At 37.2% G+C, this 26,719-nt stretch carries 21 protein-coding genes; 6 read left to right on the top strand and 15 right to left on the bottom strand.

Going from position 1 to position 26,719, the window contains the following annotated elements; translation table 11 throughout:
* Positions 1-4 precede the first annotated feature (4 nt).
* From AACZ73_RS14795 to AACZ73_RS14745, 11 genes are all read right to left on the bottom strand, one after another.
* Positions 5-976, bottom strand: a complete 972-nt coding sequence (locus tag AACZ73_RS14795) for a glycosyltransferase family 2 protein (RefSeq protein WP_339878996.1) — start codon at positions 974-976, stop codon at positions 5-7.
* A 31-nt stretch (positions 977-1,007) separates the two neighbouring features.
* Positions 1,008-2,492, bottom strand: a complete 1,485-nt coding sequence (locus tag AACZ73_RS14790; RefSeq protein WP_339878994.1) for an oligosaccharide flippase family protein — start codon at positions 2,490-2,492, stop codon at positions 1,008-1,010.
* On the bottom strand, positions 2,493-3,548 hold the full coding sequence (locus AACZ73_RS14785; RefSeq protein ID WP_339878992.1) for a DegT/DnrJ/EryC1/StrS family aminotransferase: 1,056 nt from the start codon (positions 3,546-3,548) through the stop codon (positions 2,493-2,495).
* Between the two features lie 121 nt (positions 3,549-3,669).
* Positions 3,670-4,089, bottom strand: coding sequence for an FdtA/QdtA family cupin domain-containing protein (locus tag AACZ73_RS14780; protein WP_339878990.1), 420 nt, complete (start codon positions 4,087-4,089; stop codon positions 3,670-3,672).
* A gap of 2 nt (positions 4,090-4,091) precedes the next feature.
* On the bottom strand, positions 4,092-4,499 hold the full coding sequence (locus AACZ73_RS14775; protein WP_339878988.1) for an FdtA/QdtA family cupin domain-containing protein: 408 nt from the start codon (positions 4,497-4,499) through the stop codon (positions 4,092-4,094).
* A 26-nt stretch (positions 4,500-4,525) separates the two neighbouring features.
* A complete protein-coding gene (locus AACZ73_RS14770) occupies positions 4,526-5,629 on the bottom strand; it encodes a Wzz/FepE/Etk N-terminal domain-containing protein (protein ID WP_339878987.1) in 1,104 nt (367 codons plus the stop codon).
* Between the two features lie 482 nt (positions 5,630-6,111).
* The gene (locus AACZ73_RS14765; RefSeq protein ID WP_339878985.1) at positions 6,112-8,733 is read right to left on the bottom strand and encodes an SLBB domain-containing protein; all 2,622 of its coding nucleotides are present in this window, start codon (positions 8,731-8,733) and stop codon (positions 6,112-6,114) included.
* A 153-nt stretch (positions 8,734-8,886) separates the two neighbouring features.
* Positions 8,887-9,405: an ArsR family transcriptional regulator gene (locus AACZ73_RS14760; RefSeq protein WP_339878984.1), complete on the bottom strand. Its 519-nt coding sequence runs from the start codon at positions 9,403-9,405 to the stop codon at positions 8,887-8,889.
* A 109-nt stretch (positions 9,406-9,514) separates the two neighbouring features.
* Positions 9,515-9,889 (bottom strand): hypothetical protein, encoded by a 375-nt coding sequence (locus tag AACZ73_RS14755; protein WP_339878983.1) that lies wholly within the window; start codon positions 9,887-9,889, stop codon positions 9,515-9,517.
* Positions 9,890-9,893: 4 nt separating this feature from the next.
* Positions 9,894-12,305 (bottom strand): penicillin acylase family protein, encoded by a 2,412-nt coding sequence (locus AACZ73_RS14750; RefSeq protein WP_339878982.1) that lies wholly within the window; start codon positions 12,303-12,305, stop codon positions 9,894-9,896.
* Positions 12,306-12,438: 133 nt separating this feature from the next.
* A complete protein-coding gene (locus tag AACZ73_RS14745) occupies positions 12,439-13,014 on the bottom strand; it encodes a DUF2911 domain-containing protein (RefSeq protein WP_339878981.1) in 576 nt (191 codons plus the stop codon).
* A gap of 246 nt (positions 13,015-13,260) precedes the next feature.
* Between AACZ73_RS14745 and AACZ73_RS14740 the strand changes: the two genes are divergently transcribed.
* The gene (locus AACZ73_RS14740) at positions 13,261-14,304 is read left to right on the top strand and encodes an endonuclease/exonuclease/phosphatase family protein (RefSeq protein ID WP_339878980.1); all 1,044 of its coding nucleotides are present in this window, start codon (positions 13,261-13,263) and stop codon (positions 14,302-14,304) included.
* A gap of 8 nt (positions 14,305-14,312) precedes the next feature.
* Here the strand turns inward: AACZ73_RS14740 and AACZ73_RS14735 are convergent, their stop codons facing one another.
* Entirely contained in the window at positions 14,313-16,568 is a 2,256-nt protein-coding gene (locus tag AACZ73_RS14735; RefSeq protein WP_339878978.1) for an MMPL family transporter, read from the bottom strand.
* 134 nt (positions 16,569-16,702) lie between these two features.
* Between AACZ73_RS14735 and AACZ73_RS14730 the strand changes: the two genes are divergently transcribed.
* Positions 16,703-17,497, top strand: coding sequence for a thymidylate synthase (locus AACZ73_RS14730; protein WP_339878977.1), 795 nt, complete (start codon positions 16,703-16,705; stop codon positions 17,495-17,497).
* 88 nt (positions 17,498-17,585) lie between these two features.
* Here the strand turns inward: AACZ73_RS14730 and AACZ73_RS14725 are convergent, their stop codons facing one another.
* The 3 genes from AACZ73_RS14725 to AACZ73_RS14715 all read right to left on the bottom strand — a co-directional run bounded on the left by AACZ73_RS14725 (position 17,586) and on the right by AACZ73_RS14715 (position 22,769).
* Positions 17,586-20,414 (bottom strand): prolyl oligopeptidase family serine peptidase, encoded by a 2,829-nt coding sequence (locus AACZ73_RS14725; protein WP_339878974.1) that lies wholly within the window; start codon positions 20,412-20,414, stop codon positions 17,586-17,588.
* A 3-nt stretch (positions 20,415-20,417) separates the two neighbouring features.
* Complete coding sequence (locus tag AACZ73_RS14720; protein WP_339878973.1) at positions 20,418-22,337, bottom strand: M14 family metallopeptidase; 1,920 nt, start codon at positions 22,335-22,337, stop codon at positions 20,418-20,420.
* Between the two features lie 90 nt (positions 22,338-22,427).
* The gene (locus AACZ73_RS14715) at positions 22,428-22,769 is read right to left on the bottom strand and encodes a hypothetical protein (protein ID WP_339878971.1); all 342 of its coding nucleotides are present in this window, start codon (positions 22,767-22,769) and stop codon (positions 22,428-22,430) included.
* 552 nt (positions 22,770-23,321) lie between these two features.
* On the opposite strand from AACZ73_RS14715, the gene AACZ73_RS14710 reads away from it, so the two are divergent.
* From AACZ73_RS14710 to sufC, 4 genes are all read left to right on the top strand, one after another.
* The gene (locus tag AACZ73_RS14710) at positions 23,322-23,795 is read left to right on the top strand and encodes an Lrp/AsnC ligand binding domain-containing protein (RefSeq protein ID WP_057935770.1); all 474 of its coding nucleotides are present in this window, start codon (positions 23,322-23,324) and stop codon (positions 23,793-23,795) included.
* Between the two features lie 231 nt (positions 23,796-24,026).
* Positions 24,027-25,472, top strand: coding sequence for a Fe-S cluster assembly protein SufB (sufB, locus tag AACZ73_RS14705; RefSeq protein ID WP_339878969.1), 1,446 nt, complete (start codon positions 24,027-24,029; stop codon positions 25,470-25,472).
* A 35-nt stretch (positions 25,473-25,507) separates the two neighbouring features.
* The gene (locus tag AACZ73_RS14700; protein ID WP_339878967.1) at positions 25,508-25,900 is read left to right on the top strand and encodes a four helix bundle protein; all 393 of its coding nucleotides are present in this window, start codon (positions 25,508-25,510) and stop codon (positions 25,898-25,900) included.
* A 47-nt stretch (positions 25,901-25,947) separates the two neighbouring features.
* Positions 25,948-26,712 carry a Fe-S cluster assembly ATPase SufC gene (gene sufC, locus AACZ73_RS14695; RefSeq protein ID WP_339868247.1) on the top strand — a complete coding sequence of 255 codons (765 nt, stop codon included), beginning with the start codon at positions 25,948-25,950 and terminating at the stop codon, positions 26,710-26,712.
* Positions 26,713-26,719: the final 7 nt, after the last annotated feature.

Raw genomic sequence — 26,719 nt, 5'->3', positions numbered from 1 at the left:
AGGTTTAAACAATTAATTTTTGCTTAATTTTCGACAAACAATAGTAATAAAATTCCCAGTCTTTCAATAATCTTAAACTTTTTACAAAAGCTTCTCGAGGATTAACTTCTCTAAGTCGTTTTAAATTATATAAGTACAATGGGAAAAAAAATCGATGAAGTTTGGACTTCATAGCATATTCTCTCTCTTTTTCCAAGAGCCAAATAGAGTCCCTCAAAATTCTTTCTCTTTTTGTTTTTGAAGTATTATTGTCGTGCCATCGGTATAATGCTACTACTTTATCAACCAAAATAAATTTATAATTCTTAGCCAATTTTAGCCAGAGCTCCCAATCTTCTACAGTATTTTTGGCAGTCCAACCACCCACAGATTTTATTGCTTCAGTATTAATTATACATGACATTGCTGGCAAATAATTTCCTGAAAGTAGAGAACAGTAACTTCCAAAAACCGCCGGATTGGACCATGCTAAATTTCTTCCATAAGCGTAATAATTCAAAAATAAGGTATGACGATCCAGAATATTTCCCTTAGAATCTAGAATTTCTTTTGAAATGGCTCTTCCACTTTCGTCAATAAACATAGCGTTTCCAAAGGCTACTGCATGAGATGCGCCTTTATCTTCTAGTACTTTTACCAATAATTCAATTTTATCCTCACATAGAATATCATCTGAAGCTATTGGAGAAATATATTTACCCTCGGCCCATATAATAGCGCTATTTAAAGTGGCCGTAAGACCTTGATTTTCTTGTTGAATATATTTCAATCTTACCCATTGCCTTTTTTGAACAACAATCCACTCTTCAATGATCCTGTTTGAATCATCCACAGATCCGTCATTTATAATCAATAGCTCTAAATTAGAATACGTTTGCTTTTCTACACTATTCAAGCACTCTCTAACAAAATGCTCGTGATTGTAAGCGGGAATTATTACGGTTACTAAGGGCATATGAGTATTCGCAATTCTCATTTTAGCTTTGGTATAGACACAAATTTTATGGTCATTTTTTCTTAATTAGGCTATTTATTTTTGTAACTAAATCCAATGCAGTGTTAAGCCTTTTAAAAGAAAAAAATGAAGCTATTACTGCAACCGATATTCCCATTGAATATCGAAGAATAGGAGAATCTTCTAAATAAAAAGATATTAAAGCAAGGGTAATTAAGCCAAAAAAAATCACAAACTTTTTTATGATTTTAAAATCAAATATGAATGGGAATTTCCAATATGAAACGAATATTACCTGAACAGCATAAATAACATATCCTATCAAAAAAGAAATTCCTATTCCTGCTAATCCCATAAAGTAATATCCAGCCAGATTTAATGCTAGTTGATAAGTGAGTGCTATGAGCTCATTCCGGAAAAAGAAACTAGAACTCCCTTTCGTCAATATTATATATCCCAAAGTCCAACCTATAGCCTTGAACAACATTCCTAAAGCGGACCAAACAATCATTTCATTTATTGCGCTAAATTCGTCAGAGTATAGAAATACTACGATAGGATTTATAAGAACAATAAACCAACAAAGAATTGGTCCTAATAATAGAAATGCTATTTCCATTTGATGATTTACTACATCAGAAAATGCCGATTTCTGTGAAGCCGCAGCTGAAAGTCTTGGAAAATAATCAGTAGTCATAGCGGTAAATACCAAACCTACATAAGTATTAATCATGGCAAATCCCGCATTGTAAAGTCCCACTTGATCTAGAGATCCGACCTCGTTTATAAATAATCGTAGAACATATGATGACCCAAGAGCTAATAATCCGGAAAAACCAATAAAAAATCCAAGTTTTAATATTTCTCTTCCCTCTTTAATACTCCGTAATAAATCAACTTTTACTCGAGGATAATCTATTTTTGATGAAAAATAAAGAGCCCCAAGAAAATTAGCTACAGAGATCAAAATCAGCGCCACTACAATACCATCTTTTTCAAAAAAATAATAGAGCGGAACTGTGATAAGCAAAGAAAAGGCCGAGTTAGAAATTGTGCATAGAGCCAACAAAGGTAATTTTCTAAAACCTTGAATTAGAGCAGTGCGACTTGCCAGTAATTGGTTTAAAAACAAAGTAATCGATAGAGCTACAAAAGCCCATTTATAATCCAGACTATCGAAAACAAGTTTACTAAGAAGATTTGAGAACATGATCATTACTACCATTCCAACAAATCCAGTAGTTAGCGCAAGATTCTTGATAATTGCAATAGTTCTGGCGAGATCTATTTCGGTATCTTCATCCTGAGCTAAGGCTAGACTCCTAACTGCGGAAGTAGACAATCCAAAATTTGTAGCTGCTCCAAAAAAATCAGTGGACGAACTTAATAGTCCAACAATACCCATTCCCGAAGGCCCTAATAACATAGCTGCAGCCTTTGTCCTAAAAATAGTAAAAACTATAGTGACAACTTGGACTCCCCCAAAGATCGAAGAGGCTTTTAAGATTTGAATAAATCCTTTCCTCTGTTCCTCCATCTAGTTCCTTTTGAAAAAGGATTTAATCTGATGGGAAATAAATTCAACCTGAGATGGAGACATACCTGGCCAAATTGGCAAACTCAAACTTGTTTTTGAAAGTTTCTCAGCTAAAGGAAAATCTCCAGATTTATGGCCAAGATAAGCATAAGCTTTTTGCATATGGGGTGGAATCGGGTAATGAATTAATGTTTCAATTCCCATTTGATAAAGCATATTTTTTAATTCATCCCGCTTCTTAGTTCTAATCACATATAAGTGATAGCTGTGTGTGGCATCTGTGTGTACAAATGGTAAAGTAATTTCTGCAACATCCTTAAGCATTTCTCCATATAATTTAGCTATTATATTTCGCTCATAAGTCCAATTGGACAGATGTCCAAGTTTAACCGATAAGAGAGCCGCTTGAAGTTCATCAAGTCTCATGTTATGGCCCCGAACTTCATTATTATACTTAATTTTACTCCCATAATTTCGAAGCATTCTAATTTCTTCTGCAAGTTCTAACTTATTAGTAGTCACTGCACCGCCGTCACCTATTGCTCCTAAGTTTTTTCCAGGGTAAAAACTTGTTGCGTTCAAATCTCCCCAGCTTCCAGTCATTTTTCCTTTAAAAGTGGCCCCATGTGCTTGAGCGTTGTCTTCTACTATAAAAAGTTTGTTGGAATCCGCAATTTGCTTGATTTCATCCATTTCGCATGCTTGTCCATATAAATGTACTGGCATAATCGCTTTGGTATTCTTAGAAATTCGCTCGTTGATATTCTTTGGAGATAAATTATAGCTGAATGCGTCAGGCTCAACCAAAACAGGCGTAGCGCCTACTGATGAAACTGCCAATAACGAAGCAATAAACGTATTTGATGGGACAATAACCTCATCACCCTTTCCTATACCAAGAGCTTTGAGTGAAAGAAAAAGAGCATCCAGTCCATTGCTTACACCTATTGCATATGCCACCTCATTAAAATTCGCATACTCTTCTTCGAAAGATTTCAATTCTTTGCCCATAATATACCAATGACTATCATACACTTTTTCAAATGCTTGCACCATTTGATTCTTGATTGCAGAATGAGTTGGGTCAAAATTAAGAAAAGGTACTTTCATCTATCGGTGCAATGCTGAATGAAAATTCTCTTGACGAGATTTGATTGTTTTATAGTTAAAATAAATTTTATTCATGTAACTTATATTTTTTAAAATCTGAGTATAACCTTATGTAATCATTTTCATTGAATTCGGTAGAGGCCAACACCAAACAAATTGAACCCGAAGAGAAATTATCAAGTTCTCTCCAAAGCCCTGCTGGAACATAAACTCCAAAATTTGGGCGAGATAGATGAAAGGTACGTTTAACTCTACCGTCATCAATAATCAAATCAAAACTTCCACTGACTGCCAAAATCAGTTGCTGTAGCTCTTTGTGCGCATGTCCGCCCCTACTCTCACCTCCAGGAACATCATAAAGGAAATAAACTCTCTTTATATCAAAAGGAACATCTTCATAATTATTAATAGCAGTTATATTACCCTTTAATGAATGATTTTTAGGCAACTCCAAAAGCGTACAGCTGAATACAGAAGTGTTTCTCATCTTTAATAATCTTTAAATAAATTAAAATCAGTTATATAGTCCAATTTTTCGAATGCCAAACTTGACAAATGTAAGCTAAGCGCATTAGTAGAAAAATTTTCTATATGTCTCCATGTGAGCGCGGGAAGATATAACCCGTAATGAGATCTGTTCATCGATACTTTTTCAATAGAACCGTCTTTCTTAGTAACTATCACGTCAAAGCTACCGCTCAATGAAATAATAATTTCCTCTTGAGTTTTATAAGCATGCCCACCCCTCTGTTCACCGCCAGGAACGTCGTATGTCCAGAATACTCGTTTAATTTCAAAGGGTATTTGATTATTGTTCTCTAAATATGTAAGATTTCCACGTTTATCCAGAATTTTTGGAAGTTCCAATATTTTTATCATTTTATTTTGCTGTTGCATTTATTTGAATCATATAGAAGGATTCTTTATTCTGATTGATGTCCCAAATCATTCCAATCTATCTTGAGATAAAATAGCATCTGCTTTATCAAACAAGTTGCCAATGCAGCCACTACACCAAATACAACAAATCCTATTAATATTAATGGACGATTTGGACTGGATTTCTGAATTGGTATAGTTACTTTTTGTATCACTGAAAAAACAGGAGTGTCTTTGGCAACTTGAATTTTGGCCTGCTCCAATTGCTTAGCTAGTTCTGTATATATGGAAAAACTAAAGTCATACTCAGCCAGCAACTTTTGCTCATAATTTATAAGTGAGGCTGAAATAATATTTTGGTTATTGTCTCTAAAGTTTGCTAACTTTTTTTGTGTTTGCTCAAATTCCTTTTTACGCTCTTCAAATCTTTCTTTCATAAATTCCAATTGAACATTCGCATTATGTATTTTGTAATTTATTACTTGTTCTTGTAATAAAGATTCTGCTGCTTGAGCCATTTCAGCAGCCATCAGAGGATTCGGCATTTTAAAAGTAAGTTCAACGATACCTTCATCTTCCTTGCTTTCCACATTAAGTTGTCCCTTTAATCTATTAAAATGTTCGAATTCCTCAAAAGTAAGTTGCTCAAACAAAGGTACTTCGGAATGAGATTGTACAACGAACTCTGGTTTTTTCTGTATTGTTTTAATTAATTCTCCTGGAAGACCTAAAGTATATTTCTTAACAATCCCAAAGATTCCTGTCTTGTAATATTTTTCATAGTATTCTTGGTAAGTTACCTGCTGTGAAGTTCCGGGAATAGTGACAGGAACAAGCAACAATTTCATCATGAATTCTGTTGAAGCCAAAAATTGGGGATAAAGTGCAGGTGGCACATCTGTAGATCTGGAAAACTCACCCAAATTAATTCCGGCTAAAGAAGCTAATCCACCTAAGGAACTAGAAGACTTGTTCGTATCTCCACTTTGAGGAATAAACACAGATTTCGCAGTATAAACCCTCGGAGAAAATATGGCAATAAATAAACCTACAACAAAAAAGAGAGCAACAATCTTTATTACTAGAATTCTGTCACTCCAGATTTTCTTTATCAATAGAACCAAATCTATTTTGCGTTGATTTTTCATTCTAATTTTATAATGTATATATCAAAAAGAAATTAGCGAAGATAATTTTACGCACGTCTTGATTAAACAATCTGGCGATATTATATAAGAATCAGCGTGTAAATATTTACTTAGTGCTGTAATCATCAAATCTTAAAATAAGCTCACACTTTTTTAAAGTTCTATAAATAAGTCTTAATGCATTGATGAAAATTATTTTAGTCTTCAAATCAATTAAAATTAATAGATAAAGTTTTAACTCATCAAACCTAATGTTTCAAATAATTTTCACCTTAAAAATTTCTTTATAGAATAATGTTTTTGCTATTTGACAATTTGCTTCCTGAAAATGAAAATCTCAATAATTTAACTTCAAAACTAGAGGATTAGATTAAAAAATATATATGGTAATATAACAAGTTACCTAACTGAAAATGAAGCTATTTAATTTTGCTACTTTTAACAGAAATATATATCGTTCAATTGCTTATATTTTTTGAAATCTATGGTAATAATCTATCAATTAAAATACCTAATGTCGCTAAACTAGAAGCTAGTCCTATCCAACCTGCGGCACTAAGCCTATCTCTATCTGGCTTTCTAGGAACAACGATTTCTGCACCTGGCTCTAGCTTGGGATAAAATTTCAAACCTAAGAAATTATCTGTTTTCTTCGCGTCGCCATTGGCATATACAACATAAGTTTTACTTCTCCTAGCATCCCCAGTAAATCCTCCAGCCTTACTGATATATTTTTTAAGACTACTATTCTCATTAAATCTAGTGGTGGTAGGTAATAAGACCTCTCCTACCATTCTCACAGTCTGAAGTTCCTTTGGAATTTGAATGACGTCCCCTTCTAACAATAATAAATCTTCTTTTGACCCTGGATGTGCTAAAATATATGCTAAATCTATACCGACAAAGTCCTGCTCTTTTAATCGCATAGAGGTAATAGTAGAATCTTGTCTGAGTGTATCAAAAGCAGGAATCATTTCAAATAATTTCCGTTTCCGCTGAGCTTCCTCACTTTCAAGTTCCTCAAGTTCCCTTAGTTCAATTTTCTTGTCAATCCTTTCAAACAAAAGTTCTTCTGCCTCATTGTTATTCCTATTATTTTCCGGATCCAGCTTTGCCCTGAGGGCCTCAAGTTCTTTTTGTCTCAATTCTTCATCTGTTGGCCCTTTATAATAAACTGTCCTTCTGATTAGGCTTGCACCTTTGGGATAAGCGAATTGAGTAATCCCTCCTGCACGCTTAATAACATCTGAGATTCTTTCATTAGCTCCTGCAATAGCAAACTCACCTGGATAAGTCACTTCACCTTGAATAGTTATCAGTTGCTCCCTCTCAAATCCCGGACTTCTTCGAATAAAAACATGATCAAAAGGTTTAAGTGGTTGATTTCTTTCTTCCGGCGTCAACTCCAAGTTTGGGTCAATTGACAAGGTTTTTATCTCAGCAATCTTTCCTGATGTGGCATCCCTAACTCTGCTGGAAATTTCGATTGAAGAATTTGTGGCAGATTCCAACATTCCTCCGGACCTTAAAATTAGATCACCTACAGTCATTTCGGCAGCATAGGGATAAGTGCCCGGGTAATTAATTTCTCCGGATATTTTCACATAGTACTCTTCCTGAATATCATACCTACTTGGAACGAATAACAGGTCTTCATTTTTCAATGGTATATCTGCTGCGGTTCCATCTAGAATGCCTTTTAAATCAAGAGGTTCAGCGGCCAATGTCAGATCTGAACTAGTCCTATATAGTGTTGCCCTGGTAGAAAATGCCTCAGGCTTAAGACCCTGTGCTTTTTCAATTAATCCTTTAACGGTCAGGCTGCCTTCTTCCAACGAATATTCACCTGGACGGGTCACTGATCCCGATACTTGAACCCTGTTTGAGAATCGTTCAAGGGCTTCACCGATTAATATTTCATCACCATCCTCAAGCGAAAAAGAATCAAACTCACTGGAAGGAACATCCACCACTTTACGCTGATTATTTTCAATACGCCGGACTGTCACCCTGTCTTTATAAGCCAAGCTAGTAAACCCTCCTGTATAGACATACAAGTCATCCAAGGATTCATCAGGTTTTACTTCGAATAAGCCTTCTCTACGTACTGGACCAATAATTTCAACACGGGTTTCTACCGGTGGAACGATTACCACATCATTATCCTGAAGAGTAATATTAGAACTTTGATCTCCTTTGGAAAGAAATTCATAGATATCAACTGTCGCAACTAATCTACTGTCGCGATATACCTGGATCTTTCTAAATGCCCCATTTTCATTTGGACCACCAGCTGCGTATAAACCATTAAATACTGTGGCAAAAGAAGGTAAAGTATAAGTGCCTGGTTTAGTTAGTTCCCCAACCATAGAAACTTTGATAGAACGGATATTACCTAATCTTAATTGAGTAAAAGTATTGGGATTAGAACCATTCAAACCTGAATATATTCTTCCAAGAGCAGAATTAATTCTCACAGTTGCAGCTGCAATGCTGGATCCTCCTACTTGCACTGGGCCAACATTTGGTATAAAAACCCTCCCCTCAGGACTTACACTTAAATCGTAGGATTGCTGAGAAGCGCCATAAACATCAAGTAGCAATTGATCTCCGGAACCAATGACGTACGATTGTGGTGTTGGAATATTTAGGCTTGGGCTAAAGTTTAGATCCTTATTATGAAATAATTTAAATCCGAAAATCTTCTTCTGCTTCACTGTCAAGTCATAGTATGGATCAGATCTTCTTATGGAATCAAACATATCCTCTTCATGAAAACCATTAACTGATCTAGATCCCATTTCATCGGAAAACCCGTTCTGGGAATTTGCAGACATCCGAAGTTCGCTGATTCGGGCACTTAATTTAGCTGCTTCAATGGCAGACATCCCTCTTTCGCGTGCCAGTGCAGTTAATTGGGTAGTAGAGATACCACTTGCCTCTGCTCTTTTGATCAATTGCTCAATCTGAGCATCTGATAAATCATCCACTTTAAGATTTTGGATATCGGACAGACTCTGGCTTTGTGCCACCACAGCTATCAGGAAAAAAATCACCAAAAGCAGGCAATTTTTGAAAATATTATTTCTAGAGACTTTTTTCAATTCAATAAATTTTGTGTTCACTGGAATTTTCACAAATTAATTATGCTGCTAAGTTCTTATTTTATATCGATTCTTAGGCAGTTAAATACAGCTTCGCCCTTTCAGTCACAAATGCGCCTATCAAAAATTTTAATACTTAAGATTTTGAGCTTCTTAAGCTCCCACTTCTTTGTCAAACAAAATTAGCCCAGTGGATCCTATCCGCCCAGCCTGCAATGTCAATACCACTTTTCTATCTATCAATTCTTCAATTTTAGTGGATAGATTTAGTATGTAATTCTCATTCAGATTATCACCGGTAACCAGAACGTCAATTTTCCCGGAATCGATACCCTTCGATAGATCCCCAATTAAAATCACTTGGCTTACATCGCCCATTCTTTCTAGAATTTGCTCAAGCAACTTATCTAAGCCTAAGTATTTACGAATGATATCCTGAATGTTTGTGAAAAAAGGGTGCTGAACATTTGCCTTGTAGGCAATTTTATTTTTATCCGACTCTTTCACCAATATCCCCGCCTTTGTCAGATTGTTCAACTCCTTACGAATTGCATTTGTTGATTCACCAAATTCGTCTGCCAATCCTCGCAAGTGGCTTTGTGTCTTGGAGTTCACAAAAAACTTGACAAGCAACCTCAACCTTGTTTTTGAAGTAATTAAGGATTCAAGCATAAAACTGCTCTTGGTAGTGAGTAACAAAGGTACTCATTGGTTTGAATTGGAAAAATAAAAAATGTCTTTTTGATTAAGAGTGAAGGCAAATAACTAATTATTAATTATTTCAATATCCTCCATAAATATTATCAGGCTTTCTTTTAAACAATTTTCTAAAAAAACTTCCGCTTAAAGCACTAAATGCACCTAATAAAAATCCTAATACTCCGGTAATTGCAAATAGCGCAATTTCATTTCCAAAGCCCATCAATTCTCCCATTTTATTTGGCAATGAACTACCCGAAACTGTGCTTATATAAATGCTTTGCCCTAACCACACTAATCCCATCCCCAAGCCCCCGGCAAAAAAGGCACCAGCTCCCTTATTACCAATAATTGCGGCGAAAATGAATATAAGAAGCATGACCGACCAATATGGCAGAAACGGATTAAATACAAGTACAATTAGAGCCGTGAGAAAAGTAAAAAATATAAACTTCATAGCTTTATTTTAGAATAGTTTGAAACAATACACCCTCTGTCTGATCGGGTTTCCTAAGATCGAAATTAAGGTATTCACCGTCTGCCCACTTCTGAATGAAATTACTGTAGAATTTACTTCCTGGATTGCCGGACTGCCCTCCTGGATATATACCAAACGCTTTGACCTCGGAACCCAGTTCTACCACCATCCTCCAGCTTGCCCCATGTCTCTCACTGGTTGCATTTAAGATCCCTGCTCCTCCTCCCGTATATACATTCTGCACCGAGAACGATTTGAATTGCGGAACAAGGTGCTGTATACTAGTTCGTTTATAGTTAGCCCATGAAAAATCACCCTCTTCTGCTTCCCAAGTCTTCATTACTTCAATCATTTGGATGAAACCTTGCTTGATGTGAGTTGCTGCAGTTTCTATCTCCGCTGTGTTTTTAAAATCAAACAGCTCCCCGGTCGGCTCATTTTTGAGAAACAAAACTGTTTGATAATAAGTAGGCAAAACTATCGGAGCCTTGTTTTGTGATAATTCCTTCCAAATTTCACTGTATATTTTTCTCCACCAGATATAAAACAAGGTTGGAGCTTTTTGATTTGGATCTGCATAATAGTCCCATTCTTTCAGTAAGGATATATATTTTTTAGCATCCGATTGATTTTCATATTCACCCAAGAGATCCAACATGATGGGTAAAGCCTCCGCAGCATGTAAGTAATAATCATCAAACTGTAGGCTTTGCATATCCTCAATAGTGATATTTGTCATCTCTTGCAAACGGCTATTCAGTCTGCGGTTTCTATAAAACTCATAGCTATTATCAAAGACATAATACGGATAAGTGGAATCTGTAGGGTGCTGGTTAGCAGAGCTCACAAATCCACGGGAAGGGTTTAACGTATTTGCATTTTGCTCATTGGGAATATATCCTTGCCATTCCATTTGGGGATCGGATCCATCCATGAAGAACTTCCCTTGGCCTTTCCATTTCAACGGAAATTTACCCTGAATTCTCATCGCTATATCACCGCTTTTTGATGCAAAGACAAAGTTCTGAGCAGGGGCGGTAAAGTTATCCAAGGCTGCATTGTAGTCCTCATAATCTTTAGCTGCATTCAGAAGAAGAAATGTTTTCTGCTCGTTTGATCCTTCATGCACGTTCCATTTCAATGCGAAATTTACATCCTGCCTATTTGACTTAAAAGTTTTGTCATAAACAACTGGTCCATAATGAGTGTAGACCACAGTGTCATGAAAAACTTCTTCACCTTTAACTTTTATTTCTTCGATCCGGAAGCTGGTCTGCTCCCACTTTTCTCCATATCGAAATGCTTTTCTGGACGCATCCTGAAAGGTGATTTTGTACCAATCCCGGGTATCTCTAGTAGCGTTAGTGACCCCCCAAGCAATATTTTCATTAAATCCGGAAATCACCCCTAATGCTCCGGGCAGAGTTGCTCCTTTCACAGAATGCTCAGGAGTGGTCAATTGCATAGAATACCAAAGCGAAGGTAGATTTAAACTTAGGTGAGGGTCATTTGCCAAGATAGGATTTCCGCTTTCAGTTTTGGATCCGGAAACTGCCCAGTTGTTAGAACCAGTTCCTTCTTCAGGCTGTGGCAAAGGATCTATTATCAATTGATCATCAGCATAATTTATACTATCCGGCCGGGAAATTAGTAACGGATCAAAGTCCCATTTATGACCAGACTCTATGATTGGATCTACTCCGATGGGATATTCTGGGTAGAGTTTGTCCAACATGACATCTCCCAATAGCTTTCTCAGATTAGAATACTCCAGATCACGATCTCCCACCAACATGTCAGTCATGTATTTCAATAAAAGAATGGATTTGAATGATGACCAATGTTCTGGACGGTAATTCAATATTTTATATTCTACAGGTAACCTAGCAGCTGACAGCTGGTCAATGTATTGGTTTACCCCATCCGCATAAGCTTCCAATAATTTTAATGACTCAGGATCGGTTTCTTCAATAAATTTCATCCCTTTCTCAGCTCCATAAGCCAAGCCTTTCCTTCGGGTCATTCTATCCAAATCGATGGCTAATGGCCCCACAATCTCTGAGATTCTTCCGGCCGCTGCCATGGTTTGGAATTCCATTTGCCACAAGCGATGTTTTGCTGTGATATATCCCTGCGCCCTATATAAGTCTGCTTGTGTGTTAGCAAAAATATTAGGAATCAGATTTTCATCGTACACCACTTTTACTTCGCCTGACAAATTAGTGAGTTCTAATTCTTCGTCGGCCAGCGCGTCCTCTGAAATGCTGTTTTGCCAAAAACCATGATTTGGATCAAGTAAGGGAGCCAAAGGCGGTATTGCTCCAAAAGGAGTGGAAACTGCAATAGCAAGGGCTAAGGTTAAAACCAATATGATTAAAAAGCCTACATACCTCATTTTTTCAATTTTAGGATTTGAAACGAATTTAACCCAATCTGAATAGGATTTAGCATACACCTTTTCTTTTAAATTGCACAAATAAAAAAGCCCTCAAATTAAATTTGAAGGCTGTGATAAGAACTTGCTATTTCTACATAATTGTAATTGGCAGTTTGAGTTTTTCCCATCGAATTACTATTCCAGGATTTTCTATTTCGATTGATAACGATTCCTGACTACTTGTCTCCCAGACCGGAGCCACTTCCACTCTTAATAAATCATTTTTCTCATCATATTGGAAATGACCATGCTCTAAATCCCATTCTGAATTAAAAATAACCGTCCAAGGTCCGGTTTCCTTAGGGATTGTAAACAAAGAGTATTTGCCTGCGGCAAGCTTCTCACCTTCTACAGTCATATCCTCAGATAGTTCCACATAAGATGCTTCATTTGCACCTGTTCTCCATACCACATTGTAAGGCACTAGATCACCCCACAATTCCCGGCTTTTAACTGCCGGTGAGCCATACTGCACTTTAAATGCCTTGCCGGAGATTTGCCCCTCATTTACCATTAATGGACTTGGTCGGGATTCTACCTCTTCTGCAGCCTCCATAGCCTCTACACCTACTTCCGATTCTGTGGATTCTGTTGTCTTTGATTCACTGCATGAAGCAAAAACCACAAGAATCATTGTTGTAGCTAAAATGGTATTAAATGTTTTCATAGTGGGTAATTTTCTATCGAAATAACTAATATTTTGTAAATCAGCAAAATTCAATCCTCTCTTTCACTATTTTAATCATATTCATTTGCTGAAATACCAAAATTTCTACCTTTACAAGGTAATTAATTAGATTTCTGCAAACAGCATCTAGATCTTTTATGCTTCTTTCAGCAAGAATTTAACGCAAAAACCAATTCATGAGGACATGATTTATTGCTTACCTTTTAGCCAGATTAATTTCAATTCATGAAAGTCATTACCTGGCTGATTTTTGCCGTTACCTTATTACTATTTGCCAGTGTCTACATATCGCCAGAATATTATCAATATGTAGGACTCTTGCCATTTTTCATTCCGGTAATTCTGATTTTAAATCTATTTCTTTTAGTGACTCTGATTCTTTCCTGGAGAAAGCTGTTCTTAATTCCCCTCATAGCGCTATTGCTAGGTTATAAATTTCTACTGGCCACTTTTCAGATACATCCAAAGAATGAAGATGCCGATGGCCTTAAAGTACTTACATATAATGCACATATGTTTTACGGCTTGCGAAAAAGTGAAGGCGCTCAAGAAGCTAATGTGCTCTCATGGCTTCAGGATCAGCCGGCAGACGTAAAAGTATTTCAGGAGTTTTATCAGGATAATACTACTCCATCCCGCGACGCTGTCAAAATTCTAGGCAAAGAATCCAATTACAAAGTCTCTTACCATATCACAGATGGCAATCCGAATAAAAGATCAAATGGACTTGCGATTTTCTCCAAGTATCCCATAATAAATGATGGGAAAGTATTCAATGCGCAAGGAACAAACGGAGCGATATTCGCAGATATTCTAGTAAAAAGTGATACCATCCGAATCTACAACGCCCACCTTGAATCCATGAACATTGACTCTGATGGATTGGAAAATCTGGATGGTGTCAAGGAAAATTATCGACAAACGCTGGGCAAGCTACAAAGAGGTAGCCTGGCTAGAAGTAAGCAGCTCAAAGTTCTGATCGAACATATGAACAATAGTCCTCATCCTTTGATCCTTTTGGGTGATTTAAACGAAATCCCTTATTCTTATACTTACTTTAAGCTAGGAGAAAAATATCAAAATGCCTTCGAAAATGCCGGTCGGGGTTTTGGCTTCACCTATAACAGAATATTATTCTTTCTAAGAATTGATCATATTTTTTCAAGTGAGAAGCTCAATGCTGTGCAATTCAAAACCCATAGAGAAGTGGATTATTCGGACCATTATCCAATTTCGGCAACCTTCTCCTGGGACGGATTTGAGAAGTAGTTTTGTGATTACTGCTTAAGAAACTTCTTTTCCCACATCTTTTTAAGGGGTAAAAGCAATAAAGGAAGTAAAAGCATATCAGCTAGAATGGCAAAGATCATGGAGGCAGAAATCAGGAGGCCTGTAAAGTGAGTGACCCCAAACTGGCTAAAAATCAATAACCCAAAACCAGCTGTCAAAACCAGAGTAGTTAGAACCATCGCTTTCCCAGCTTCCAAGTAAGTTCTCTTCAGAGCATAAATCAGGTTTTTCCCAGAATTCAGTTCATGCTTTAGTCTACTCATGAAATGAATACTGTCATCTACGGCGATTCCAAAAGCAACTGTAAAAAGAATGGCTGTGGTCAATTTGAATTCAATTCCCAATAAATACATCAATCCCAGCATCCAGACTAAAGGAATGAGATTGGGAATCAAAAGAATGAATGAAATCCTCCATGATCTAAATAAAAAACCTACGATCACTCCTACCAATAAAAAAGCGACGCCAAGACCTTTTGCCATTTGCAACGTCACAGATTTATGTCCCTTATCAATTAGATAAGCAGTTCCGGTCCAGCGAGTCTGTAGCAAATTAGAGTTTACTTCAGCTCGTACAAATTCATCAAATTCATTACGAAGCTCTGTCATTTGAAGAGAACCTAAGTCAGGTGTTCTAGCACTCATTCTTCCAGATTTTTTGTCCTCACTCAACACGTTTAGAGCACCAGTTGAAACAGCTTTGTCTATCCAGCGATCCATACGCTGCCGCTGTCCTTTGGATGGAAGTATAAAGGCATTTGGATCTCCCTGATTTTGGGCTTGATTTAGGGATTTGACTATGGTCAAAGGAGATATTGTTTCCCCTTCTCCAAAAAGCTCTTTGATTTTTCCTTCCACTTTATTCATCTCATCCAAGACATTAAGGTCCAGCAAGGAATTAGCCTGAGGGCCTACAGATAAGTATATCTCCAGAGGATTTGACCCGCCAAATTCCCTATCGAAATATTCAAAGTCCTGGTGAATTGGATGATCATTTGGAAGATTATCAAGTAAGTATCCGTTAACCTTGACTTTAGACCCAAGAAAAAAACAAATCAGTGTAATGCCAAGAAAAGAGAAGTGAACCCATTTCCTATTACTTAATTGCCATTGGAAAAGTCTATGTAAAATGCTAGGGCTCTCAATTTTTTGAGTAGAGGATTTTATCTTGATTGGGATTAAAAACAATAACCCCGGTGAAATGAAAATTACCGCAAAAAAAATAACCAAAACACCAAGACCAGTGGTCCAACCAAAATCCTGAAGAGCAGGAATGGTGGTAAAATAAAGAGATATAAATCCTAGTGAGGTAGTCAATATGGTTAGCCAAACTGGAATCACTAATTCCTTGAAAACTGCAGGGATAGCTTCTTCCTGTTTTGCTCCAGCCTTAAGTTTAGTAATCAAATGCGTAAAAAAATGTATCAGCGCACTTAGACCAACGATCATAAAAATAGTTGGCTGCATCACCGACATTACATCTATGGGTTTTCCTAAATAGAGCAGCAAACCAAAAGCCCAAGCAACTCCTATGATCAAAACGACTAAGGGTATGACCACTCCCCACCAAGACCTAAAAATTAGGACTAGCAAGAAAAGCATGAGTAGAATAGAGCACCCGAAAAATAGTCCAAACTCATTTTGCATAAGTTTTATAAAATCCCCCTGCATCTGAATTTTGCCAGCTATGGCAACTGGCTGAACGCCTGATTCATTAAAAATATCAGTAATTGAGCTGTATAATACATCTCCTTCTTCTTTGCCTATATTTTGTTCATTTTTAATCCAAAGCAACAAAGCGTTTCCATCCTTCGAAATTAATTGAGATCTATATTGATCCAAGTTACTGGACGTGCGGGCAAGTGTTTTTTCATCAGACCAGTCCAATACTTTTCTATAACTTAACCCAAACAACCCAATAACTGGCTGCTCCAAATTAAGGATGGAAATAACTGTATCGACTTTATCCAATTTTTGAATTTTACTTTGAATTGAATAGGACTCCGTCAAAAATTCAGTGTTAAAAAGATTTCCATCCGGATTTGTCAAGGCTATGAGTAAGTAGTCATTGTCATTTTCGAATTCACTTTTGAAACTTTCATAGAAATCCAGGTCCACATCATCCTGTGGAAAAAAAGTTTCGAAATCATAATTAAACTGAGGAACGGGATGAAAAATAGCCAGAGAAACGCAGAGAAAAGTGGCAATACCAAGAAATAAAAAAGCTCTGGATCTTCGAAACATTAATAGGAACAGTTGGATTTATTGAACTATCACATATTCAAGTATAACAAGAATGACGCGGCTTTGTGTTAAATCAATTCCATTTATTCTCGGAACTGATTAACTTGCCGAAACTAGAAAATCAAATAAAAAAGATGAAGCAATACCACGATTTGATGCGCAAAATCCTAGATGAGGGAGCAGTAAAGGGAGATAGAACCGGGACGGGAACGTTGAGTATTTTTGGACATCAGATGCGGTTTGATTTATCGAAAGGATTTCCGGTAGTTACTACCAAAAAACTACACCTTCGCTCAATCATCATTGAATTACTCTGGTTTTTAAAAGGTGACTCGAATATCAAATATCTTACTGATAATAAAGTTTCCATCTGGAATGAATGGGCTGATGAGAATGGAGATCTCGGTCCTGTCTATGGCTATCAATGGAGACATTGGCCGGATGGCAAAGGTGGGGAAATCGATCAAATCAAAAACTTGATTCATCAGATCAAAACCAAACCGGATAGTCGCCGGCATATCGTAAGTGCTTGGAATGTAGCAGATGTAGATAACATGGCTTTGCCACCATGCCATACGATTTTCCAATTCTATGTCGCTGACGGCAAGTTAAGCTGCCAGCTTTACCAGAGAAGTGCGGATGTGTTTTTGGGTGTTCCTTTCAATATTGCTTCATATGCCTTATTTACGATGATGGTGGCACAAGTGTGTGGACTGGAAGCTGGTGATTTCATACATACATTTGGAGATGCACACTTATATTCTAACCATTTGGAACAGGCTGAATTACAATTGAGTCGGGAGATTAGGGATTTACCAACGATGAAAATCAATCCTGAGGTAAAAGATATTTTTGAATTTAAATACGAGGATTTTGAACTACTTAACTATGATCCGCATCCTCATATCAAGGCTGCCGTTGCGGTATAAAAGTCAGCAATTTGAATTTTAAAATTTACTGGAAGATTATCCTGCTAAAAAACAAAGGCTCTGGAATTTCAATTCCAGAGCCTTTTGCTTAATCCTCCAACTCATATTTAAGAGTCTTTCCTTTTTGAACTGCAGGCAATCCTTCTGACATCCATAGTGGTTCAGGAGCTCCTTTCAGGTAATGATCAAAGAACTGGCTCAGTCGCACTGATAAATCCTTTCGGTTTTTACGCTGCACCAAATTATGATCCTCTCCATTGTACTGAAGTAACCATGCAGGCTGATTCAATCGCTTTAAGGCCATAAACATTTCAATTCCCTGATACCAAGGCACAGATCCATCCTCATCGTTATGCATGATTAAAACTGGCGTGTTGACACGATCCATAAAGAACAAGGGTGAGTTTTCTATGTAGTAAACCGGTTTTTCCCAAAGCGTCCCTCCTATCCTAGACTGGGTTTGTTCGTATTGGAACATGCGGCTCATGCCCGTACCCCATCTGATTCCTCCATAGGCAGAAGTCATATTTACCACAGGAGCGCCTGCGCCAGCAGCTTTGAACATATTGGTTTGGGTGATCAAGTAAGCGACCTGATACCCTCCCCAGCTTTGTCCTTGGATAGCCATATTTTCTGTGTCCACATAGCCTTTTGCAATAATTGATTGTACACCTGGTATGATGCAATTGTAAGCACTTGGCCCTGGAAGCCCAAGTTCATATTTGATATCCGGTACAAAAACCAAATAATCATTGCTGACAAAATAGGGAATGTTGATCGTAGATGCACTTGGAGCAGGAGCCCTGTAATTATGCAGCCCGTCACTATTTCTCTCATAGAAGTAAACCATCATCGGATATTTTTTGGAGGCATCGAAATTCTCAGGTTTAAACAACAAACCCTGCAACGGCTCTCCGTCATTTGCCAGATAATCTACAAGCTCAACAGAACCCCAATTAACATTAGCTTGCTGAGGATTTAAATTAGAGACTTTTGTGAAATTCTTAAAAGTCAAATCACTTAAATACATGTCTGGATTCTCTTGATAAGTAGATTTGTTCAAGAATACCTCTGCGCTTTCTTTTGCTTTTGTCAACCCGTAATAGCGATTTGCTGACATTAATAATTGCTTTGGCGCAGACTTACCGTCAAAAGAACCTATGTAATATCCGGAATCCTTCGTTTTTTCATTAAATGCAGTGAGCAGCAATTCACCTTTGGGATCAATACTTTTTTCCTCTCTGTCCAGATCTTGTCTCCTAAATACAGTATTTGACTTTCTTCCGGCTCCCAAAGTCAGATTAATCGCTTGTGAAGGATTTGCCGGGTCAATTTTCCAGATATCATATCTGTCATAAACTAAGAAAGCTTCGTCTTTAGCCAACCAACCAGCGTTTCCGTAGCTGCCAGGCAACGAAGGGGAATCGTGCAACTCTTCATAAAATACTTCTGACAGTTCTTTGGTAAGGTTGATTTTCTCTTTTTGATCTACATTGTATGCCACCCAACTGCTGTCTCTTCCATCATACCAATAAACGTATTTTCCTTCAGGAGAAATAGATGGAAATCCTGAAGCATCTTTTTCTATCAAAGTCTTTGTACCGCTTTTAAAATCCACTAAATACAAATCTCTGCCCGTCTGAATATTCCAGCTGTAATTAATCCTGTATGGATCATCAGTCCAAGCTATTCCAAAATCACGCTCAATCTTTGGTTCTAAACTGACATTTTTCACTTCTGGGTCTGCCAACTGAGTTATTTTTTCTGTGTTCAAATCGATTACTGCCAGATATGAAAATTTTTCCTCACGGCTTTTATTTTTGAGTTGCATAGGTTGAATTTCAGAATCCTGCCATCCCCAAATATCCAAGCTCACGCGCTCTTCATCCAGAATTGTAGTGTCATTTTCATAGCTATAGTCCACGTAATCAGGAGCAATTCCAAAAAACAAACGCTCTTCATCCTCTGAAAATCTAAGATTGCCATTTTCACTTATTCTGCCATTTTCCAGAATACCTTCTGAATCCTTAGTTGCGATTTCCTTCACTTCCCCATTTGAAGTGGGAAGTAGAAACAGTGAATGATATGGCTTTTTTGCTTTTGTAGAATCATCTGTGGCAAGGTATGCCAGGTAGTTAGATTCGGGAGAAAATGTAACGTCTGAATAGGAAGTCATACCTTCCGAAATCAATTTACTTTCCCCATTAGATAAATTTAGCAGATAAATCGCCGCGTTATCCAATGTATCTTCTTCCGCCAATACATAATGCAGAAACTCCCCATTTTTAGAAAAGGCAAATGATTTAACTCTGTCAAAATCATATGTGATTGATCCGTCCAGTTTTCTAACGGAAAGTTTTGTCCCGTCTGTTTTCTTTGGTTTTTCAGCTTTTGAGGTTGAATCTGACTCAGTATCTTTTTCATCCTTTGTTTTCTCTTTCTTTTCCTTCTCAAAAAGGATCGCAATCCAGCTTCCCGCATCCTGAAGAGTTGCAAATGATTTGACTCTGGGTAATTTTTCCAACTTGCCTTCGGTCAAATTATATATGAAAAGGCTATCTGATGGCATATCATCCTTCTTAATCTTTTTCAACTTAAGTACATGAATGGAATCTTTTTCAGGCACAATTTTACCAACTGCAAATGCATCATCTGCAGAGAAGTCAAAGGACTCCCCTCTAGGTATTATTTGCCTTTTATCCGGATTTTTAAATTGAAAAATCTCCAGCCTTCCGTCACCATCCTGAGGTAATACCTGATACCCGACCCACTTTCCGTTTTTTGTAATTTTCTCTGAAGACAAACGCTCCCAAGCATCATAGTCAGCATGGGTGAGTGGTCTTTTCTGCTGCGCAAATAGAGTTTGCGAAATGAGGAGCAGCAAAACAAGCGTAACTCCAATTCTTTGGATTTTCATTTTTTAGGGATTTACAACGAATTCTTGTTCAAAAAAGCCTCCTCTGGTAGACGATAATCTAATTTTACCTTTGACTTGATCATCGCCTTTCACATTTATTTTAAATGTTGCTGACTTAGATTCTCCGAGGCCTGTATATCCGGCATAAATTGTTTTATCGTATAAGTCAGGACTTTCTATTTTAACCTTGGCGTCCTCATATCCTTCAGTCAACTCTTTATCAAAAACCAATGATACCCGATCCTCCTGAACGATTTTCACTAATTTGGCTTGCTCGAGCGCTACAGGAAGTCCTCCCACATTTTTCCAGGAAAGAGTTATTTCAAAATTCCCATCAGCATTTTTTTTCACCTCTACTTCTTCCACTTTCAACTCGGGAAGCATCTTTGCCATTGCCAGATTGAATTGTGCTTGCTTCTTTGCCCAATTCTCCAATTGCCATGTTGGACCATTCTGTCCAAAAAATTTCGGATGAAAACCACCAATCTCTACCTCTCCAAGCGTCGGATGAGTCATAGAAGTCCAGGATTTAAAACCTTTACCCTCATTTGCCTCTTCATCCCACATCAACGCATCGTAATCATCATAAATACCATCCCCATTGTAATCTTTCATAGCTCCATTATTCCAAAGCTCATCTCCGTACCATATGGATCCATAGTAGAAGTATCCGAAGTCTGGCCCATGTCCAAAGAGCGGGGAAGGTTTTAATGGATCACCCGTCATTCTATTTATTTTATACCTAGTCGAGTAAGTATTATATACATCGCCAGCCCATGGATAGCCTGTAAATGACAATCCCAATTCATCCATTTCTCTATAGATCGCCAGATCTGAAGGATACATGCGCTCCTCTTCTTTAGAGGTAGACGGTGCCCGGAGATGCATTGGCACTCGGGTGTCCATAGAATTCACAACCGAAATATTCGGATGTGTCAACATCCACATAACAGTAGCTTTAGACTCCACTTCACTCATCGGAAATTCTCCTGCACCATTTTGAGTGTATCCTCTTCCTGTCAAATCTCCACCGGTATCGGGACGCCAGTTTTCAGGGTAATTTCTATGAAGATCCAATCCACCTATTCCATCTTCATTGTAGTCTCCATCTTCATCATTATCAATTCCCTCGGAAAACATCAAATAATCACCCTTACCTGAAAATACACGCTTCATCAACTTACCTGAGGGATGCTCTGGATCTATGATATAATTCGCTTTTTCCTTTTCTTCCGGAGTAACAGCTTTTTTTCGGATCTGATAGATTATACCATCTCCATCCAAATCCTCATTAGGGTCTTCATCCAGCAATCCATCTCTATCATTGTCATGAGGTTTTACTGTGCTTCTGTTGCTTTGCGCTGTATATAGGTAAAGGTTAGACCCATCAGGATTATTCTGTGGTCTTAAATAAATAGCCTTGGTATCAATCAAGTGCGTTATTTCAGGATCCTTTCCATAGTTTTCGAGCAAATGCTGAGTTAGCCAAAGTAAGGATTCACTTCCGGTAATTTCCCCAGAATGTCTTCCTCCTTCGAAATATGCAGCGGGTTTGTCAGTATCCTTTCCTGTTTTTTTATTGGTAATCGTCATCTGCAAAATAGGCCTACCTTCAAAGGATTTTGCTATTTCGTACAATTCAACTATTTCCGGATATTTTTCTGCCCATAGCTCATACCAGTGATACATTACATCTACCGTGTGATATTTATCAAATGTCAACTGATCTGTGGGGACGTATTCTACTTCCGGGAACTCATGTTTTTTAAAAAAAGCCGGTCCGTGTCGCTCTCCGGATACAGTATGGAATTTAGCTTTGGGGTCACTTTCACTAAAGACCTTTTCACTCTTAAATGGCTTGACTTGTGCTAAAGTCACTCCGAAAATTAAGGATAATGGTAAAATTAGTAGTGTTTTTTTCATTAGGGTGGTGATTTTATATCCATCAAAAATAAAAATACCATACCACCAATACCCAACCGCTTAAAAAAAAAAGCCGGCCCAGCCGACTTGCTATTTTTTAATAATTAATTCAAAAGTTTCCCTCCCATACTTTTCAAATCCAGGAACAGGTTTGCAGTCAGGCAACTTTTTAAGAATATACTCAATCCTTGCAAGCATTCTTTTATTCACTTTGCTAATAATTTCTACACCACTTAATCTGCCGGTGCAGTTTACCTGAAGAAGTATTTTCAACTCTTTTATCTTGGAAGATTTTTTAGTACCAAATAAAAATTCGGATTGACTATTTATCATCTCTAATGTAGTTTCTGACCAAATCCAACGGGAATTAAGAATCTTGGCGAGGTCATCTTCAACGTTAGTTAACGGGAAAAAAATTAATTCTGAAGGCATGGAGATTCTTGTTGAGCTAGAAATATTCTCCACACTTCTAAGGGTAATATTACTGAATTCTACTAGATCCCGATCAGCAATAATGTGCTCGCTTATTACATTTTTGGCAAACAGATTCCCCGCGAAAAATGTCGTAAGGAAAATAGTAACACAGCTGTAAAAAAATCTAAGCATGGCCATTTTGTATGATCTTACCAATCGAAAATACAAAATTATTCTTTAAATACAATAATATGTATTACATATAGTTGCCTGAAAACAAAAAAGTCTCGCCAGAAGCAAGACCCTTTTCAGAATATAAACCCAAATATAACTTTAGAGATTAAAAGTTTCAGTTGAAATTAAACTAAAATTTGGAAATGAAAATGATCTCAAATTTTAATTTGACTTTTTACTCCATGAACAAAATATTCAATCGAACATTTATATCGAGTCCAAAGTAAGTAGATTTTGCTTTTAATTACAAATTGAAAAAAAAATTTTGCTATATTTTGAACAATCTCTAATTTACAAGCAGATTCATTAACAATCATCCAAAATCATTCGATAAAAATGGACAAAATTTTAGATATCGATAACATAGACCTAAAGATAATTTCTCTTCTCAATGAAGATGCTAAAACACCTTACACAGAAATAGCTAAAAAGGTATTTGTTTCTTCAGGTACTGTTCATGTCCGCATGAAAAAACTTGAAGATATGGGTATCGTCAAAAGCGCGACTTTGAATATTGACTTTTCAAAACTCGGTTATGACATCTCTGCATTTTTGGGGATTTATCTGGAGAAAAGCTCACTTTATGACACCGTCATTGAAAAACTAAAAACCATCTCAGAAGTTGTCAGTGCATATTATACCACAGGAAACTATTCCATCTTTGCAAAAATAATTTGTAGGGATACGAATCACTTAAGATTTGTCCTTGATAATATTCAAAAAGTGGAAGGAATAGACAGAACAGAAACGTTGATTGTACTGGAAGAATCAATTAATCGACCAATTCAATTTTTCGATAAAGAGAAATAACACAATTAAGATTAAATCTAGATAAAAGATTTTCTTAATAAGTTAAAAATCAAAAGTATTGAACCTTCAATACTTTTTTTTTGTAAAGACGGTATAGAATAATGGAAAGGGCATTTTCTATCAATGTTTTATATGCATGATAGAATTATCCAATGGCTACAAACATGATATTTTCATTATATGTTGTACCTTCGCCGTTAAAATGTAATTAGTCTAAATAACTCAGCAAAAATGAGCAAAGACAATCAGATTTTAGAAGAACTAACGTCAAAAGAATACGAACACGGGTGGTCAGTTAACTATGAGGCCGATGAAGCTCCTATAGGATTAACTGAAGAAACCATACGATGGATATCCGCAAAGAAAGAAGAACCTCAGTGGTTACTCGACTGGAGGCTTAAGGCTTTCAAGACTTGGGAATCCATGTCTGAACCAAAGTGGGCGAATGTCCATTATCCAAAAATTGATTTACAGTCTCTGAAATATTATTCAGCGCCAAAGCAAGCTAGCAAGCCTAAGAACTTGAATGAAGTTGATCCTGAATTATTGGACATCTACAAGAGATTAGGAATTAATTTGAATGAGCAAAAGAGACTTCAGGGAATTGCCGTAGATGCAGTGCTTGACTCAGTTTCTGTAGCTACCACATTCAAAGGAACTCTTTCAAAACTTGGGATTGTATTCTGTTCTTTCAGCGAAGCTGTAAAAGAACATCCTGAATTGGTTAAGAAATATTTGGGTTCGGTCGTACCAATGACTGACAACTATTATGCAGCACTTAACTCTGCTGTATTTTCTGACGGTTCCTTTTGTTTTATTCCAAAAGGCGTTCGTTGCCCAATGGAGCTTTCTACCTATTTCAGAATCAATGCTGCAAATACCGGTCAGTTCGAAAGGACACTGATTGTGGCTGAAGATGAATCTTATGTTTCCTATTTGGAAGGTTGTACAGCACCGCAGCGTGATGAGAATCAATTACACGCGGCAGTAGTAGAAATCTACGCTGGAGCTCATGCTGAAGTGAAATATTCAACAGTACAGAACTGGTTTCCAGGCGATAAAGAAGGAAGAGGCGGAATTTATAACTTCGTAACCAAACGAGGAATTTGTGCCGGAGACTTCTCTAAAATCTCTTGGACTCAAGTAGAGACTGGTTCTGCAGTGACTTGGAAGTATCCTTCTTGTATTCTTAAAGGAGATAATTCAATTGGTGAATTCTATTCAGTTGCTGTTACCAATAATTATCAGCAAGCTGATACCGGAACGAAAATGATTCATATTGGTAAAAACACCAAATCAAGAATCGTATCTAAAGGCATTTCTGCAGGAAAATCCCAGAACTCATACAGAGGTCAGGTTCAGGTGATGAAGCGAGCTACTAACGCACGTAATTTTTCACAATGTGATTCCCTACTGATGGGTGATCGCTGTGGAGCACACACCTTCCCGTACATAGACATCAATAATCCGACTGCCAAAGTAGAGCATGAAGCTACTACTTCGAAAATCGGAGAAGATCAGCTTTTCTATTGTAACCAACGAGGTATTGCTACTGAAGATGCAGTTGCTTTGATTGTCAACGGTTATGCAAAAGAGGTATTGAATCAACTGCCAATGGAATTCGCTGTGGAAGCACAGAAGTTATTGGCTTTGACTCTAGAAGGGTCTGTTGGGTAATGGGATTTGAGATTTGAAATTTCTGATTTGGAATTATGGCAACCATCACTCGCTTTGAAGATTTAGACATCTGGAAAAAGGCGAGAGAATATTGCAAGATTATCTTTGACTTAACTCAACAAGAGGGTTTTAGAAATGATTTCAGTCTGAAAAATCAAATTAATTCATCTTCAGGTTCTATTATGGACAATATAGCTGAAGGTTTTGAGCGAGAAGGAAATAGAGAATTTATCCAATTCTTAAGCATTGCCAAAGCTTCAGCAGGAGAGTCAAGGTCTCAACTTTACAGAGCTTTTGACAGAAAATATATCACAGAAGAAACACTTAATGTAACTAGTGAAAAAAGTCTCGAAATCAGCAAGTCTATTTCTGGCTTTTTAAAATATTTAAAGGACAGTGAGATAAGGGGAAACAAGTTTAAAAGCTAAAAGTAAGGTAGCCCCAATTTCAAATATCAAATGTCAAATTTAAAATTATGTTAACAATAAAGAATTTACACGCCTCTATTGAAGGGACTCCAATCCTAAGAGGTATCAACCTAGAAGTGAAAGCAGGAGAAGTTCATGCGATCATGGGACCAAACGGTTCTGGTAAATCTACTCTTGCCTCAGTTTTGGCAGGTAGAGAAGAATATGAAGTGACCGAAGGAGAAGTTTCTTTTAAAGGAAAAGATTTGCTTGACCTGTCTCCAGAAGATAGAGCAAGAGAAGGTGTATTTCTTGCATTTCAATACCCTGTAGAGATACCAGGAGTTAGCTCTACTAATTTCCTGAGAACTGCAGTTAATCAAGTTAGAGAATACCGTGGTGAAGATCCCCTTGACGCTGTTAAATTCCTGACTTTGATGAAGGAGAAAATGAAGCTGGTGGAAATGGATCAGAAACTTTTGAGCAGAGCTTTAAATGAAGGGTTTTCCGGTGGGGAAAAGAAGAGAAATGAAATCTTCCAAATGGCAATGCTAGCTCCTACCCTTTCTATTTTGGATGAAACAGATTCAGGTTTGGATATCGATGCACTTCGTATCGTATCAAATGGTGTGAATCAACTGAAATCAAAAGATAACGCAACTATTGTGGTAACACACTACCAGCGTTTGTTGGATTACATCGTCCCTGATTTTGTTCACGTATTGTACAAAGGACAAATTGTAAAATCAGGTACTAAAGAGCTTGCGCTAGAGCTAGAAGAAAAAGGATACGATTGGATCAAAGACGAAGTAGATTCCAAGGCGACCGTTTGATTTTCAT

The sequence above is a fragment of the uncultured Algoriphagus sp. genome (genome assembly GCF_963974835.1).
In the GTDB taxonomy this organism is placed as follows: Bacteria; Bacteroidota; Bacteroidia; order Cytophagales; family Cyclobacteriaceae; genus Algoriphagus.
This window is presented reverse-complemented; position numbering and strand designations above follow the sequence as displayed.